Origin of the sequence: Methyloversatilis sp. XJ19-13, assembly GCF_024580155.1 — a bacterium.
Taxonomy (GTDB): domain Bacteria; phylum Pseudomonadota; class Gammaproteobacteria; order Burkholderiales; family Rhodocyclaceae; genus Methyloversatilis.
Genome location: NZ_JANINH010000001.1, coordinates 405,897 through 419,693, shown reverse-complemented (window position 1 = coordinate 419,693; position 13,797 = coordinate 405,897). Strand labels below are relative to the sequence as shown.

At 65.1% G+C, this 13,797-nt stretch carries 16 protein-coding genes; 12 read left to right on the top strand and 4 right to left on the bottom strand.

The features are described 5' to 3' along the window. The 3 genes from NMQ14_RS19805 to NMQ14_RS02075 all read right to left on the bottom strand — a co-directional run bounded on the left by NMQ14_RS19805 (position 1) and on the right by NMQ14_RS02075 (position 3,722). Entirely contained in the window at positions 1-387 is a 387-nt protein-coding gene (locus NMQ14_RS19805; RefSeq protein WP_373457167.1) for a DUF2946 family protein, read from the bottom strand. Between the two features lie 10 nt (positions 388-397). Next, complete coding sequence (locus tag NMQ14_RS02080) at positions 398-1,576, bottom strand: DUF1624 domain-containing protein (protein ID WP_257093026.1); 1,179 nt, start codon at positions 1,574-1,576, stop codon at positions 398-400. Between the two features lie 451 nt (positions 1,577-2,027). Continuing rightward, positions 2,028-3,722: a sigma-54-dependent Fis family transcriptional regulator gene (locus NMQ14_RS02075; RefSeq protein WP_257093024.1), complete on the bottom strand. Its 1,695-nt coding sequence runs from the start codon at positions 3,720-3,722 to the stop codon at positions 2,028-2,030. Positions 3,723-3,995: 273 nt separating this feature from the next. Here NMQ14_RS02075 and NMQ14_RS19800 point away from each other — a divergent pair, with 273 nt between their 5' ends. From NMQ14_RS19800 to NMQ14_RS02035, 9 genes are all read left to right on the top strand, one after another. After that, the gene (locus NMQ14_RS19800) at positions 3,996-4,091 is read left to right on the top strand and encodes a hypothetical protein (protein WP_373457166.1); all 96 of its coding nucleotides are present in this window, start codon (positions 3,996-3,998) and stop codon (positions 4,089-4,091) included. 13 nt (positions 4,092-4,104) lie between these two features. Further along, positions 4,105-5,031, top strand: coding sequence for a catechol 2,3-dioxygenase (locus tag NMQ14_RS02070; RefSeq protein ID WP_257093022.1), 927 nt, complete (start codon positions 4,105-4,107; stop codon positions 5,029-5,031). Positions 5,032-5,041: 10 nt separating this feature from the next. After that, positions 5,042-5,305: a phenol hydroxylase subunit gene (locus tag NMQ14_RS02065; RefSeq protein ID WP_257093020.1), complete on the top strand. Its 264-nt coding sequence runs from the start codon at positions 5,042-5,044 to the stop codon at positions 5,303-5,305. Positions 5,306-5,346: 41 nt separating this feature from the next. After that, entirely contained in the window at positions 5,347-6,339 is a 993-nt protein-coding gene (locus tag NMQ14_RS02060) for an aromatic/alkene monooxygenase hydroxylase subunit beta (protein ID WP_257093019.1), read from the top strand. A gap of 9 nt (positions 6,340-6,348) precedes the next feature. Then, positions 6,349-6,618 (top strand): MmoB/DmpM family protein, encoded by a 270-nt coding sequence (locus NMQ14_RS02055; RefSeq protein ID WP_257093017.1) that lies wholly within the window; start codon positions 6,349-6,351, stop codon positions 6,616-6,618. Between the two features lie 79 nt (positions 6,619-6,697). Beyond that, entirely contained in the window at positions 6,698-8,251 is a 1,554-nt protein-coding gene (locus NMQ14_RS02050) for an aromatic/alkene/methane monooxygenase hydroxylase/oxygenase subunit alpha (RefSeq protein WP_257093014.1), read from the top strand. Positions 8,252-8,264: 13 nt separating this feature from the next. Then, positions 8,265-8,624 (top strand): phenol hydroxylase subunit P4, encoded by a 360-nt coding sequence (locus NMQ14_RS02045; RefSeq protein WP_257093012.1) that lies wholly within the window; start codon positions 8,265-8,267, stop codon positions 8,622-8,624. Next, complete coding sequence (locus tag NMQ14_RS02040; protein ID WP_257093010.1) at positions 8,624-9,682, top strand: NADH:ubiquinone reductase (Na(+)-transporting) subunit F; 1,059 nt, start codon at positions 8,624-8,626, stop codon at positions 9,680-9,682. Before NMQ14_RS02045 ends, NMQ14_RS02040 begins: the two co-directional genes overlap by 1 nt. Before the next feature lie 2 nt (positions 9,683-9,684). Continuing rightward, positions 9,685-10,020: a 2Fe-2S iron-sulfur cluster binding domain-containing protein gene (locus NMQ14_RS02035; RefSeq protein WP_257093008.1), complete on the top strand. Its 336-nt coding sequence runs from the start codon at positions 9,685-9,687 to the stop codon at positions 10,018-10,020. A 69-nt stretch (positions 10,021-10,089) separates the two neighbouring features. Here NMQ14_RS02035 and NMQ14_RS02030 read toward each other — a convergent pair whose 3' ends face one another. After that, complete coding sequence (locus NMQ14_RS02030; RefSeq protein ID WP_257093006.1) at positions 10,090-10,830, bottom strand: GntR family transcriptional regulator; 741 nt, start codon at positions 10,828-10,830, stop codon at positions 10,090-10,092. Positions 10,831-11,020: 190 nt separating this feature from the next. Between NMQ14_RS02030 and NMQ14_RS02025 the strand changes: the two genes are divergently transcribed. The 3 genes from NMQ14_RS02025 to NMQ14_RS02015 are packed head-to-tail and all read left to right on the top strand — an operon-like array spanning position 11,021 to position 13,795. Next, the gene (locus tag NMQ14_RS02025) at positions 11,021-11,458 is read left to right on the top strand and encodes a heme-binding protein (RefSeq protein WP_257093004.1); all 438 of its coding nucleotides are present in this window, start codon (positions 11,021-11,023) and stop codon (positions 11,456-11,458) included. Between the two features lie 31 nt (positions 11,459-11,489). Beyond that, positions 11,490-12,950 (top strand): 2-hydroxymuconic semialdehyde dehydrogenase, encoded by a 1,461-nt coding sequence (locus NMQ14_RS02020; protein WP_257093002.1) that lies wholly within the window; start codon positions 11,490-11,492, stop codon positions 12,948-12,950. A gap of 11 nt (positions 12,951-12,961) precedes the next feature. Continuing rightward, a complete protein-coding gene (locus tag NMQ14_RS02015) occupies positions 12,962-13,795 on the top strand; it encodes an alpha/beta fold hydrolase (RefSeq protein ID WP_257093000.1) in 834 nt (277 codons plus the stop codon). Positions 13,796-13,797: the final 2 nt, after the last annotated feature.

Here is a 13,797-nt window from a genome sequence, read left to right as displayed (position 1 = left end):
TCAGCCGATCCGGACGGGTGGTGCGCGGGTAGCCGGTCGCAGCCATGCAAATGGCGCCCGGAGGTCTGACTGAGCAGCCGAGGACGGGTGGTCGCCGCCAGCCGGGTCCGCGCTGCCGCGCCATGCGTGCGTCGGTGGCAGACTGAGGCAGGCGTGCATGCAGAACGGGCAGTGGTCTGCATCGGCCCCCTTGTCAGCCGATGAAGCACCTTCCGCAAACCTGGGTACAACAGCCAGTTTCACGCCGTACTGCGCACATGCGAGCAGCGATGTCGCGTCTGCGCCATGCTCGTGCAGGCGTGCGTGAACGATCGGCGGCAGGACTGCTGCCGCAAAGGAGACCAGCACCAGCAACCAGGCGACCGCCAGGTAACGGCTTCGGGTCATGACCGCCACCTCAAAGGTACCTCAGCCATGCGATATCCCGACGCTGCGCCTTGAAGCGGCCGAAGGCCCGTACCGGCTGGTAAAGCAGCAGCGCCAGCAAGACAGCACCAGCCCAGACCTGGAGCACGTTGTCAAAGCCGAACAGGCTGCCCTTGTTCGGTCCGAATACGGCTTCGGCGGCCAGATAGAGCGCCTTGAGCAGGAACAGATGGAGGATGTAGGCGAACATCGGTGCTGCGCCGAATACGGCCATCGGGCGCAGCCAGGCTGCTTCCCGACCGATACCGAAGCCGCGCAGCAGCAGCAGTCCGATTCCCATCGTAAGTGCGCAGAACAGCAGCGACGGCGGGTATTTGGTGACATTGAAAGCAGCCATGACAGTGCGGGCCACGGTAGCGCCTGCGGTCCAGGGGTGATCGCCATACAGGTCGAGCATGCGCAGCAGCACGAAGCCGGTCAGCAGTCCGACACCCCAGACAAGCAGGCGACGGGCGCGCAGTGTCGGGGCGACATGCGGGCCGAACCATGGGCCGACCGCAAAACCGAGCGCAATCAGGCCTATCCAGGGCAGCAGCGGATACGAGGTGCGCACCTGCAGCGATTCACCGACTGCAATCCATCCCCGGTCATGCAACACGGCCCAGACTACGTGAAAGGGGTGATCGGGACCGAAGTGAAGACCGTCCAGCAGATTGTGGCCGGCGACCAGCGCCAGTCCGGTCGCCACCAGCATGCGGCGCGGCAGCCAGAGCAGCGCGGCCAGCGCGAGCATGCTCAGGCCAAGCGCCCAGATCACCTGCAGATAGATCCGTGTCGGCGGTAGTTCTCCCGTCCACGCGAAGTTGATGACGGTGATTTCGAGCAGGACCAGAAACAAGCCACGCCGCCAAAGGAAGGACGAGGCCGCTGCACGGAGGCCTGCGCCGTGACGTGCCGCATTCAGCCAGGCCGAAAGACCAGTCAAGAAGACGAAAACCGGCGCACACAGATGCGCCAGCAGACGGCTTGCGAACAGCGCCGGATCGATATCCGCGATCACCATCGGATCAGGCACCTGCAGATGAAGGTAGAAGGTTTCGCGCACGTGATCGACCAGCATGATCAGCACCGCCAGTCCACGCAGGGCGTCGATGCAGATCAGCCGGGAGTGTGCGGGCGAAGACGTGGCAAGCGCGATCGAAGGAGTCATGGCGGTTGCACGGTCAACATGTCGAACGGCGAGGCAAAAGGAGTTGGTCGGACTCCCCCGAAATGCCGGCGCACTTCAGGGTGCCGTGGCGGACGGGCCCCCGCGTTGTGGAACGGCTGGACCCGAGCCGGAGAAGCGCGCGGAGAGTAGCATGCGAAGTTTTAACGCCTGCTGTCACAACCGCGATTTTCTGACGCCGCCTGCGCAGCGACTTCGCCCGGCGCATGCGTATTCAGTGTTCGTCTGGACGCTGATTGTCGCCGGCAGCATCGAAGAGCGCATCGTCGCGCTGCAGAAAAGTGGCCGCTCTGGACGAAGGCATCCCCGGCAACGACGAGGCGGCGCCGGAGAAATTCGGTCAGACGGGTCAAACGGCGTTGTTCTAACCGCCGGTGGAACGACGGCCGGCTTGCCGAGCGCAGCCCCTCTCCAGATGACTGCGGTTACCGCTTCAGGCGTCGGCTACGTCGGCTTCGCCATCGCTGCGCTGCAGCCTGTAGCTCAACTTGGGCCGTGACATGCCGAGCCGCCGCGCCGCGCGGGCGATATTGCCTCCTTCCTGGTCGACACAGGTTTTCATCAGCAGCTGTTCGAGTTCCTCCAGCGGAATGCCTGCGCTCAATATCTGTTCACACAGACGGAGGCGGGTTTCATCGCCCCCCCCTTCTTCGAGTTTCCCGCATGCCGAGATGCCCGATTCGCGTGCGAGTACGGCCTCCAGCGACAGGAAGAGGTGATGCGCCTCGATCCAGCCCTGCTGCGGCGCCAGCAAGACGCCGCGCTCAATCACGTTTTCCAGTTCGCGCACATTGCCCGGCCAGTGGTGGGCGTGCAGGGCCTGGAATCCCTTGTCCGACACGCCCTGCACGTGCTTGCCGTGCTGGCGGTTGAACCTGGCGACCAGTGAATCGACCAGTTTGCGCAGATCGGCCAGACGATCGCGCAGCGGCGGAATGTGGATGGGATAGACGTGCACGCGGTAATAGAGGTCGGGCCGGAAGCGCCCCTCCTTCACCGCCTGCGCCAGATCGACGTTGGTGGCGGCGACCACCCGCACATTCACCTTGCGCGTGCGTTCGTCGCCCAGGCGTTCGATCTCGCCTTCCTGCAGCGCGCGCAGCAGTTTGGCCTGGGCGGCCAGCGGCATCTCTCCGATCTCGTCGAGGAACAGCGTACCGCCCTCGGCGCGCTCGAACTTGCCGGCACGCGAGGCGTGGGCACCGGTGAAGGCGCCCTTCTCGACGCCGAACAGTTCCGATTCGATCAGGTCGTGCGGGATCGCCGCGCAGTTCACGGCGACGAAGGGCGCGTCCTTGCGCGGGCTCATCTGGTGCAGCGCGCGGGCGAAGCGCTCCTTGCCGACGCCGGTCTCGCCCAGCAGCAGCACGGTCACCGTGGTGCCGGCCGCGCGCAGCACCAGCTCGTAGGCGCGACGGAAACTGGCTGAACTGCCGATCAGGTCGGTCGGCGCTGGCGTCACCTGCGCACTGTCGGTCTGCGAGACACCCGCCCAGACGGCGGAAGGCAGGTGGGCGATGCGGCTGTCCGGCTCGAAATAGCGCGCGTACTGCTCGCCGTCCTCCCATTCCTCGACCGGCTTGCCGATGATGCGGCAGCTGTTGGCGCCGCAACAGGCACATTCGACTTCCTTGAACAGCACCATGCGGCCCATGAACGCCGAGGTGTAGCCGGAGGCGTAGCCGATCTGCATCCAGCACACCGGGTCGGCAGACTGGCCGAACTCGCGCAGGTGGAATTCGGCTTCCCACGAGTGTTCCCACAGGAACTCGCCATCGAATTCGCCGCTGCGCAAATCTATGTGGATATGCATCGGCGTCACCTGCACGCTGCCCTCGAGCATGTGCAGCTGCGGACCGACGAAGAAGGATTCGATCGGGTTCTGGCCCGGCCGTATCGTGCGCGCCAGTTCGGCGTCGCGCATGCCGGATTCGTAACCCATGCGGGTCAGGATGCGGCGCGCCGATTCCGGCCCGACCGACTTGATGAGCTGCGTGCGCAGCGCCGACATGGCGGCGCAGTGCATCAGCAGCATGCGGTTTTCCGCCAGCCAGATCAGTCCGTCGTCGGCCGAGAACCTGACCAGCCGACGCAGATCGCTGTTGTGCGGGTACTTGAACGTACTCATTGCCCGTGCCTCCTCCAGACCGGTGCTTCATGTTGCGCTGCACAGCGGCTCGGCCTCCGTCGGGTGCAGTGGAGCGCGTGCGCGATTCCAGCTGCATGGCGTGGCCGGTCTTCTTCCGGTCGACTCTTTCATCACTTGGTGAACACCGCTTCGGGCGCTTCACGAAATCATCAACCGGTGGACGCGACGACTGTACATCGCACCACTTAAAACCGCCAAATATCGAGATTTTTATCGATTATCGAGTATGGCACGCTTCTTGGATAGGAGAGGGTGCGGCTGACGGCTGCATCCCGCACTCCGGCAAGGGCGCTCCGGCGTTTCCTTCATCCGGATGGGCTGATGCGCCGCAGCACGCACCACATATAAGGAGGAGGACACGATGACCATGACCGGCGTGCTGCGCCCGGGTCATGTCGCCCTGAGGGTGACGGATCTGGAAGCGGCAATGAAACACTATGGGCAGGTACTGGGCCTGCTGGAGACCGGGCGCGACGCACAAGGCCGCGTGTATTTCAAGGCCTGGGACGAACACGACCACCACAGCGTGGTGCTGCGCAAGGCCGATGCGCCAGGTATGGACTACATGGGCTTCCGCGTGGACAGCGAAGGCACGCTGGACCGACTCGCAGCGGCCGTCGAAGGCAGCCGTCTGGCGACCGACCTGCAATGGATCCCCGCCGGCGAACATCTGCACACCGGGCGGCGCTTCCGCTTCACGGTGCCGACCGGGCATGCGATCGAACTGTTCGCCGCCAAGGACAAGGTGGGCAACGGGCTGCCGGACGTGAATCCGGACCCGTGGCCGGATGGTCTGGTGGGCATGCAGCCGAGCCGCTTCGACCACTGCCTGCTGTACGGCGACGACGTCGACGGCGTGGTGAAGCTGTTTACCGAAGTGCTCGGCTTCACGATTGCCGAACAGGTGATGGCAGGCGATGTGATGGTGGGCGTGTTCCTGACGTGCTCGACCAAACCGCACGACATCGCCTTCATCCGCAACCCGGAGAAGGGCAAGTTCCACCACTGCTCCTTCATCCTCGACACCTGGAACGACGTACTGCGCGCGGCCGACCTGATTTCGAAGCACGACGTATCGCTGGACATCGGGCCGACGCGGCATGGCATCACGCGCGGCGCGACCATCTACTTCTTCGATCCGTCGGGCAACCGCAACGAGGTGTTTTCGGGCGGCTACATCTACTACCCCGACAAGCCGGTCATCACGTGGACCGTCGAGGACCTCGGGCGCGCGATCTTCTATCACGACCGCAAGCTCAACGACGCCTTCCTCAATGTGTACACCTGAGGCGGGCGCCATGGCGTCGCCATTCGACCCCTTCCGCAAGTACGTGCGCATCACCGGCGAGCGCGACGACGGCTTCGTCGAATTCGACTTTGCGCTCGGCGAGCCGGCGCTGTTCGCCGAAATGATGCTCACGCGCGCCGCCTTCGAGGAGTTCTGCGCGACGCAGCGCGTGGTGCTGCTCGACGGCGACGGCGGTCCGCTCGGCGGCGACGCCGGCCCGCACTCGCCGCTGTCGGCACGGCTCGACGAAGTCCTGAACCGCGGCTCGCGCTGAGCGCGGGCCGCGGTCACAAGAACACATCAGAGGAGACTGCCATGCAGATCGATCTTCGTACCGTATCAATCAAGCCGCAGCGACAGACCTACGGGCACATCGCGCGGCGCTTCGGCGACAAACCCGCATCGCGCTATCAGGAGGGCACGTTCGACCTGCAGCCGACCGCCAACTTCCACTACCGCCCGACCTGGGACCCCGAACGCGAAATCTTCGACACCTCGCGCACCCGGTTGCAGATGAAGGACTGGTACGCGTTCAAGGACCCGCGCCAGTACTACTACGGCGCCTGGACATTGGCGCGCGCCCGCCAGCAGGACACGGCCGAGTCGAACTTCGATTTCGTCGAGACGCGCAACCTCGGTGCCCTGCTCGCCGACGACGTGCGCCAGCAGGCGCTCGACCTGCTGCTGCCGCTGCGCCACGCCGCCTGGGGCGCGAACCTGAACAATTCGGCCCTCTGCGCCTATGGCTACGGCACGGCGATCACCCAGCCCTGCATGTTCCACGCGATGGACAACCTGGCCATCGCGCAGTACCTCACCCGCATCGGCCTGCTGCTCGGCGACACCGGGTCGCTGGCGGCTGCGAAGGAGCGCTGGCTGTACGCCGCCGACTGGCAGGGACTGCGCCGCTATGTCGAGGACAGTTTCGTGGTGCAGGACTGGTTCGAGCTGTTCGCCGCGCAGAACCTGGTGCTCGACGGTCTGGTGTACCCGCTTTTCTACAAGACCGTGGTCGAGGACGAACTGTCGCTGCGCGGCGGCACCGCGGTCGCGATGCTCACCCAGTTCATGACCGAGTGGTACGCCGAAACCACGAGGTGGGTCGATGCGCAGATCAAGACCGCCTGCGCCGAGTCGCCGGACAACGCCGTCATGGTCCGTGACTGGATCACTGCCTGGCAGGCGCGCGCACTGGAGGCGCTCAAACCGCTCGCGCAGCGCGCGCTGGGTGAGCGCGCCGGTGCCACGCTCGACGATCTTGCAACGCAGTTCGCCGCCCGCGTCGCCAAGTGCGGCGTACCGGTCTGAGGTCGCGCCATGTCAAAGGTATTCATTGCGCTGCAGACCAACGACGACACGCGACCGATCATCGAATCCATCCTGGCCGACAACCCGCACGCCGTACCGGTCGAGTCGCCGGCCATGATCAAGATCGATGCCGAAGGTCACCTGACGGTGAAGCGCGCGTCGATCTCCGAACTGATCGGCCGCGACTTCGACCTGCAGGAACTGCACACGCACCTGATATCGCTGTCCGGCCACATCGACGAGAGCGACGACGAGTTCACGCTGCACTGGGACAACTGATCGATCACAGAGGGAGCACGCGGGACACAGACGGCTGCCCGAACGGCCGCACCCGCTCCGTCATTGAGGAGAAGCACAGATGGACATGCAGGTACCGAAGAAGAAGCTGGGCCTGAAGGAACGCTACACGCTGATGACCCGTGATCTGGCGTGGGACACCACCTATCAGCCGAAGGAGAAGGTGTATCCGTACGCCGATTACGAGGGCATCAAGATCCACGACTGGGACAAGTGGGAAGACCCGTTCCGGCTGACCATGGACGCCTACTGGAAATACCAGGCGGAGAAGGAGCGCAAGCTGTACGCCATCATCGACGCCTACAGCCAGAGCAACGGCCATCTCGGCGTGACCGACGCGCGCTACCTGAACGCGATCAAGATCTTCCTGACCGCGGTGACGCCGCTCGAACACATGGCCCACCGCGGTTTCGCCCACGCCGGTCGCGCTTTCCCGGGCGCCGGTGCACGCGTGGCCTGCCAGATGCAGGCGATCGACGAGATGCGCCACGCGCAGACGCAGATCCACTCGCTGTCGAACTACAACAAGTACTACAACGGCTTCCACGATTTCACGCACATGTACGACCGGGTCTGGTACCTGTCGGTGCCGAAGAGCTTCTTCGACGACGCGATCACCGCCGGCCCGTTCGAATTCATGGTGGCGGTCGGCTTCTCGTTCGAATACGTGCTGACCAATCTGCTGTTCGTGCCCTTCGTGTCGGGCGCAGCCTACAACGGCGACATGGGCACCATGACCTTCGGCTTCTCGGCGCAATCCGACGAGGCGCGTCACATGACGCTGGGCCTGGAGTGCATCAAGTTCATCCTGGAACAGGATCCGGCCAACCTGCCCATCGTGCAGCGCTGGATAGACAAGTGGTGCTGGCGCGGCGTGCGGCTGCTTTCCATCGTCGCGATGATGATGGACTACATGCTGCCCAAGCGCGTGATGAGCTGGAAGGAAGCCTGGGAAATCTATTTCGAGGAAAACGGCGGCGCGCTGTTCAAGGACCTCGCGCGGTACGGCATCAAGATGCCGGCCTGCGCGGAACAGATCCGCCAGGAGAAGGACCACCTGTCGCATCAGGTATGGGCCACCTTCTACAACTACGGCGGCGCCACCGACTTCCACACCTGGATGCCGACCGAAGACGAAATGCAGTGGCTGTCACAGAAGTATCCGGACACCTTCGACACGTACTACCGGCCGCGCTTCGAGTTCTGGCGCGAACAACAGGAAAAGGGCAACCGCTTCTACAACCAGACGCTGCCCATGCTGTGCCAGACCTGCCAGATCCCGATGCTGTTCACCGAGCCCGGCGACCCGACGAAGATCTGCTATCGCGAGCGGACCTACAAGGGCAACAAGTACCACTTCTGCTCCGACCACTGCCAGCACATCTTCGACAACGAGCCGGAGAAGTATGTGCAGGCCTGGCTGCCGGTGCACCAGATCTACCAGGGCAACTGCTTCCCCGAGGGGGCTGACCCGAGCGCCCCCGGCTTCGATCCGCTGGCCGCGGTGCTGGAGTACTACCGGCTCAACGTCGGTCGCGACAACGGCGAGTTCGAAGGTTCGGAAGACCATCGCAACTTCGAAGCATGGCGCGGCATGGCCAAGCGCAACGACTGAAGGGGACGACGACATGCAAGTCGCAGCAGTGAAGGACTACGTCGGCGTGCCGCGCGACGTGGTCGACAACTTCCATGGCAACCAGCTCGTCTTCATCGGCTGGGACGATCACCTGATGTTCTGCGCGCCGCTGGCCTTCCCCTTCCCGCCGACCCTGCGCTTCGGCGACATCGTCGAGAAGGTGCTGCCCGGCGCCTACGGCTACCACCCGGACTGGGCGAAGATCGACTGGTCGAAGGTGGAGTGGATGAAGTCAGGCGAGCCATGGACGCCGCACTTCAACCGCTCGCTGGCGGAGAACGGCATCGGTCACAAGGACGCCATCCGCTTCCGCACGCCCGGCCTGACCGGCATTCAGGGCTCGTGCAGCTGATGGGCTACGCGCTGACCATAGAACCCCTGGGCCAGACGCTGGAGGTCGAGGACGGCCAGACCGTGCTGGATGCCTGCCTGCGCGCGGGCATCTGGCTGCCGCACGCCTGCTGTCACGGTCTGTGCGCCACCTGCAAGGTGCAGGTGGCCGAAGGCGAGGTGGACCACGGCGAGGCATCCGACTTCGCGCTGATGGATTTCGAGCGCGACGAGGGCAAGACGCTGGCCTGCTGCGCGCGGCTGCAGAGCGACGTGACCATCGAGGCGGACATCGACGAGGAGCCGGACGCGCGCAACATTCCGGTCGAGGACTTCCACGGCACGGTCAGCCGCATCGAACAGCTCACGCCGACGATCAAGGGCCTGTTCATCACGCTCGACCGGCCGCTCGATTTCCAGGCCGGGCAGTACATCAACCTCGACATCGGCGCCGAGCCCGGCATGTCGCGCGCGTTCTCGCTTGCCAACGCACCCTCGTACGGCGACGAAGTCGAGCTGAACATCCGCATCGTGCCCGGCGGCCGCGGCACCACCTGGATACACGAGTCGCTGAAGGCGGGTGACCGGGTGAAGCTGTCGGGCCCCTACGGCCGCTTCTTCGTGCGCGCGTCGGCTGCCAGGCCGCTCATCTTCATGGCCGGCGGCTCGGGGCTGTCGAGTCCGCGCTCGATGATCCTCGACCTGCTGGCCAAGGGCTATGCACAACCGATCACGCTGGTCTATGGCGCGCGCAACCGGGCCGAGCTTTACTACCACGACGATTTCGTCGCACTGGCGGCGTCACACCCGAACTTCAGCTATGTGCCGGCGCTGTCCGACGAGCCGGCGGACAGCGCCTGGGCCGGCTTCCGCGGCTACGCACACGAGGCGGCGCTGGCCCATTTCCGCGAGGACTTCCGCGGTCACCAGGCCTATCTGTGCGGGCCGCCGGTCATGATCGACTCCTGCATCAACGCGCTGATGCAGGGCCGGCTGTTCGAGCGCGACATCCATACCGAAAAGTTCTTCTCGGCGGCCGACGCGCAGCAGGTGCGCAGCCCGCTGTTCCGGAAGATCTGACCATGACGCGCACCTACCGCATCGTGCTCGACGGCATCGGCCGCGAATACCTCTGCGCGGAAACGCAGAACGCGCTGCGCGGCATGGAGGCGCTGGGCGGCCGCGGCATCCCGGTCGGCTGCCGCCGCGGCGGCTGCGGTGTCTGCAAGGTGGAGGTGCTGTCCGGCACCTACTGCGCCGGTATCATGAGCCGCAGCCAGATCAGCGAGGAAGACGAGCGCTGCAACTGCGTGCTTGCCTGCCGCATCTACCCGACCAGCGACCTGCGGCTGAAGGTGGTCGGCAGGATGGTGCGCAGCGTGGAGGCGCTCAAGCAGGAAGCCTTGAAGACGGGCTGATGTCGCGCCCGCCGCCTGCGCCCGAGCCCCCCCCGCAGGCGGATCGGCGCGGGGTCGCGCTCCGGCCGCTCACCGGCCGTTGGCCGCCTTCCTCACCGGCTCCTGCGCGAACTGCGGCACGTTGGCCACCGTCTGGAATGTGCGCCAGATGTGACCCGACAGCACGCGCGTCGCCTCGTCTGCGTCGCGTGCGATCGTGGCTTTGAAAATCTGTTCGTGTTCCTCGTGCACATCCTGCGGCACCGGCCGGTTCAGCACCGATATGCGGCGGTAGCGTTCGGACTGGCGGTAGAGGATGGCCAGGAAGTGACGTATCCAGCGCGAGGCGCAGGCGCCGATCAGCGTTTCGTGAAACATGCGGTTGCGCTCTTCCCACTCATTCACGCTGCCATCGACGTCGCTGGCCAGCTTCTCTTCCGCCCGTGTGAGCAGATGGAAAGCGCTGACCAGATTGCCTTCCCAGGTCTCGTCGCCGTTGGCGATGCTCTGCCGCAGCGCCTCGCATTCGAGCATGACGCGCGTGCGCGTGATGTCCTCGATGTCGGCCAGTGAAATCGGCGCCACGCGGAAGCCGCGCTGTCCCTGTGCCACCACCAGCGAATCGCTCACCAGCAGTGCCAGCGCCTCGCGCAGCGTGCCGGCGCCAACCTCGTACTCGTCCTTCAGGTGCTCGACGCGCAGCTTGGTGCCAGGCGGATGACGCCCTTCGATGATGTCCCTGCGCAGCTGGCGATAGGCGCCATCCACCAGTGTCTTCGGCTCACAGGCTTCGCCATTGACCGAGAAATCACCGGTAATCAATTGTTCCATATCGACTTTCAATAAGCCCCCCGCACGGAGTGCCGGAGCATGCGCTCATTCTAGTTCCGAACTTTATCCGTGAAAAGCCTAAAATCTCGATAAAACATGTTGACGTCGAGATTCTTAATTTATATCGTTAACTCCATCGAATATCGACGGAAGAAGGCCCCCATACAGGTGGCCCCGCGGAGGAGACGACATGGACGTAGCGGCACGGCAATCGACGGTGGGCTGGCAGGCGGCATCCGCAGCGGTGCATGCGGCGGTGGCGCACGCAGCGACCATCGGCGCCTGCGTCAATGCGGCGGTGGTCGACCGCGCCGGTCAGCTGGTGTCCTTCCTGCGCATGCCGGGCGCGCCGTTGCATTCGGTCGACATCGCGATCGACAAGGCCTACACCGCCGCCAGCTTCGGTCTTCCGACCGGCGATTGGGCAGCCGCCCTTTCGTCCCACTCCGAAGCGGTCCGCCAGGGGCTGCCGCTGCGTCCGCGCATGGTCATGTTCGGCGGCGGGCTGCCGCTGGTGGTGGCCGGTGAGCGCATCGGCGGCGTCGGCATCTCCGGCGGTTCGGAAGCGCAGGACGAGGACTGCGCGCAGGCCGGACTCGCAGCGCTCGGTCTCGACACCGCTCGCTGAAGCGCCGGCAAACCCAACAAGAAAGAGTTCGATGAAACAGATCAGCCACTTCATCAACGGCGAGTTCGTGACGGGGCGCGAAGGCCGTCGTTTCGACAAGCGTTCGCCGCTGGACAACCGCGTCATCGCCTCGGTGTCCGAGGCGGGGCGCGACGAGGTGAATGCCGCGGTCGCGTCCGCGCGGGCCGCGCTGGAAGGATCCTGGGGTCGTATGGCGATGACGGAACGCACCGGATTGCTGTACGCGGTGGCCGATGAAATCACCCGCCGCTTCGACGATTTCGTAGCCGCCGAAGTGGCGGATACCGGCAAGCCGGTCAGCCTGGCCAGCCACCTCGACATCCCGCGCGGTGCGGCCAACTTCAAGATTTTCGCCGATGTCGTCAAGAACGCGCCGGGCGAGTTCTTCGAGATGGCCACACCGGACGGCCGTGGCGCGATCAACTACGCGCTGCGCCGCCCGGTGGGCGTGGTCGGCGTCGTGTGTCCGTGGAACCTGCCGTTGCTGCTGATGACCTGGAAGGTAGGACCGGCGCTGGCCTGCGGCAACACGGTGGTGGTGAAGCCCTCGGAAGAGACGCCGCAGACCGCGGCGCTGCTTGGCGAAGTGATGAACGCGGTGGGCATGCCGGCCGGCGTCTACAACGTGGTGCATGGTTTCGGGCCGGATTCGGCCGGCGAATTCCTGACCACGCATCCGGGGGTCAACGCCATCACCTTCACCGGCGAGACGCGTACCGGCGAAGCCATCATGAAGGCGGCCGCCAGCGGCGCACGCCCGGTGTCGCTGGAAATGGGTGGCAAAAATCCGGCCATCGTGTTCGCTGACTGCGACTTCGACGCCGCCATCGCCGGCACGCTGCGCTCGGCTTTCGCAAACTGTGGTCAGGTCTGTCTGGGCACCGAGCGCGTGTATGTCGAGCGGCCGATCTTCGAGCGCTTCGTCGCCGCGCTCAAGCACGGCGCCGAAGCGCTGGTGCTGGGCCGTCCGGAAGATGACGCCACCGGCATGGGGCCGCTCATTTCGGCCGGGCACAAGCAGAAGGTGCTGTCCTACTACCGCGATGCGGTGGAAGAAGGTGCCAACGTCGTCACCGGTGGGGGCGAACCCGCCATGCCGGAGGAACTGGCGCATGGCGCCTGGGTGCAGCCGACGATCTGGACCGGCCTGCCGGAGACGGCCGCCGCCGTGCGCGAGGAAATATTCGGACCGTGCTGCCACATCGCGCCCTTCGATAACGAAGAGGACGCAATCCGCATGGCCAACGACACTCAGTACGGATTGGCCGCCTCGGTGTGGACCACCGACATGACGCGCGGTCATCGCGTCGCCGCGGCACTCGAAACCGGTCTGGTGTGGGTGAACTCGTGGTTCCTGCGCGACCTGCGCACGCCCTTCGGCGGCGCCAAGCAGTCGGGCATCGGCCGCGAAGGCGGCGTGCATTCGCTCGAGTTCTACACCGAGCTGAAGAACGTGTGCGTGAAGCTGTGAGGTCCGCCGACATGAACGCGCCACTCAATCCGGAAATCGCCCAAAGCATCGTCGCCGCCGGTATCAAGACCAACTATCACGACCTCGGCAACGGCTTCCCGGTGCTCATGCTGCATGGATCCGGCCCGGGTGTCAGCGCCTGGGCAAACTGGCGCCTGGTCATGCCGTCGCTTGCCGAACACGCTCGCGTGATCGCGCCGGACATGGCCGGTTTCGGCTACACCGAGCGTCGTCTGGACCTCCGGTACGACATGGACACCTGGGTCGCCCAGGCCGTCGGCATGCTGGACGCGCTGGGTATCGAGCGCGCCGATCTGGTCGGCAACAGCTTCGGCGGCGGTCTGGCGCTGCAGATGGCGATCCGCCACCCGCATCGCATCCGCCGTCTGGTGCTGATGGGCAGCGTCGGCGTGCGCTTCGACATCACGCCCGCCCTCGATGCAGTGTGGGGTTACACGCCGTCGATCGAAGCCATGCGCGGCCTGCTCGACCTGTTCGCCTGGGATCGATCGCTGGCCAATGACGACCTCGCGAAGCTGCGCTACGAGGCGTCGATCCGCCCCGGCTTCCAGGAATCCTTCGCCGCCATGTTCCCGGCGCCGCGTCAGCGCTGGGTGAATGCGATGGCCAGCAGCGTCGAAGACATCAAGTCGCTGCCACACGAAACGCTGGTGATCCACGGGCGCGAAGACAAGGTCATCCCGCTCGACACGTCGCTCACGCTGGCGCAGTGGATACCGAACGCGCAACTGCACGTGTACGGCAAGTGCGGCCACTGGACGCAGATCGAGCATTCGGCGCGTTTCGCTCGCCTGGTGGGCGACTTCCTAAACGAATCCAATTGAAC

Coding starts and splice junctions, on each gene's coding strand:
- NMQ14_RS02025 (WP_257093004.1), top strand. CDS start 11,021: ATGGACGTAGCGGCACGGCAATCGACGGTGGGCTGGCAGGCGGCATCC.
- NMQ14_RS02035 (WP_257093008.1), top strand. CDS start 9,685: ATGACGCGCACCTACCGCATCGTGCTCGACGGCATCGGCCGCGAATAC.
- NMQ14_RS02050 (WP_257093014.1), top strand. CDS start 6,698: ATGGACATGCAGGTACCGAAGAAGAAGCTGGGCCTGAAGGAACGCTAC.
- NMQ14_RS02045 (WP_257093012.1), top strand. CDS start 8,265: ATGCAAGTCGCAGCAGTGAAGGACTACGTCGGCGTGCCGCGCGACGTG.
- NMQ14_RS02040 (WP_257093010.1), top strand. CDS start 8,624: ATGGGCTACGCGCTGACCATAGAACCCCTGGGCCAGACGCTGGAGGTC.
- NMQ14_RS02015 (WP_257093000.1), top strand. CDS start 12,962: ATGAACGCGCCACTCAATCCGGAAATCGCCCAAAGCATCGTCGCCGCC.
- NMQ14_RS02020 (WP_257093002.1), top strand. CDS start 11,490: ATGAAACAGATCAGCCACTTCATCAACGGCGAGTTCGTGACGGGGCGC.
- NMQ14_RS02055 (WP_257093017.1), top strand. CDS start 6,349: ATGTCAAAGGTATTCATTGCGCTGCAGACCAACGACGACACGCGACCG.
- NMQ14_RS02080 (WP_257093026.1), bottom strand. CDS start 1,576: ATGACTCCTTCGATCGCGCTTGCCACGTCTTCGCCCGCACACTCCCGG.
- NMQ14_RS02065 (WP_257093020.1), top strand. CDS start 5,042: ATGGCGTCGCCATTCGACCCCTTCCGCAAGTACGTGCGCATCACCGGC.
- NMQ14_RS02075 (WP_257093024.1), bottom strand. CDS start 3,722: ATGAGTACGTTCAAGTACCCGCACAACAGCGATCTGCGTCGGCTGGTC.
- NMQ14_RS02070 (WP_257093022.1), top strand. CDS start 4,105: ATGACCATGACCGGCGTGCTGCGCCCGGGTCATGTCGCCCTGAGGGTG.
- NMQ14_RS02030 (WP_257093006.1), bottom strand. CDS start 10,830: ATGGAACAATTGATTACCGGTGATTTCTCGGTCAATGGCGAAGCCTGT.
- NMQ14_RS02060 (WP_257093019.1), top strand. CDS start 5,347: ATGCAGATCGATCTTCGTACCGTATCAATCAAGCCGCAGCGACAGACC.
- NMQ14_RS19805 (WP_373457167.1), bottom strand. CDS start 387: ATGACCCGAAGCCGTTACCTGGCGGTCGCCTGGTTGCTGGTGCTGGTC.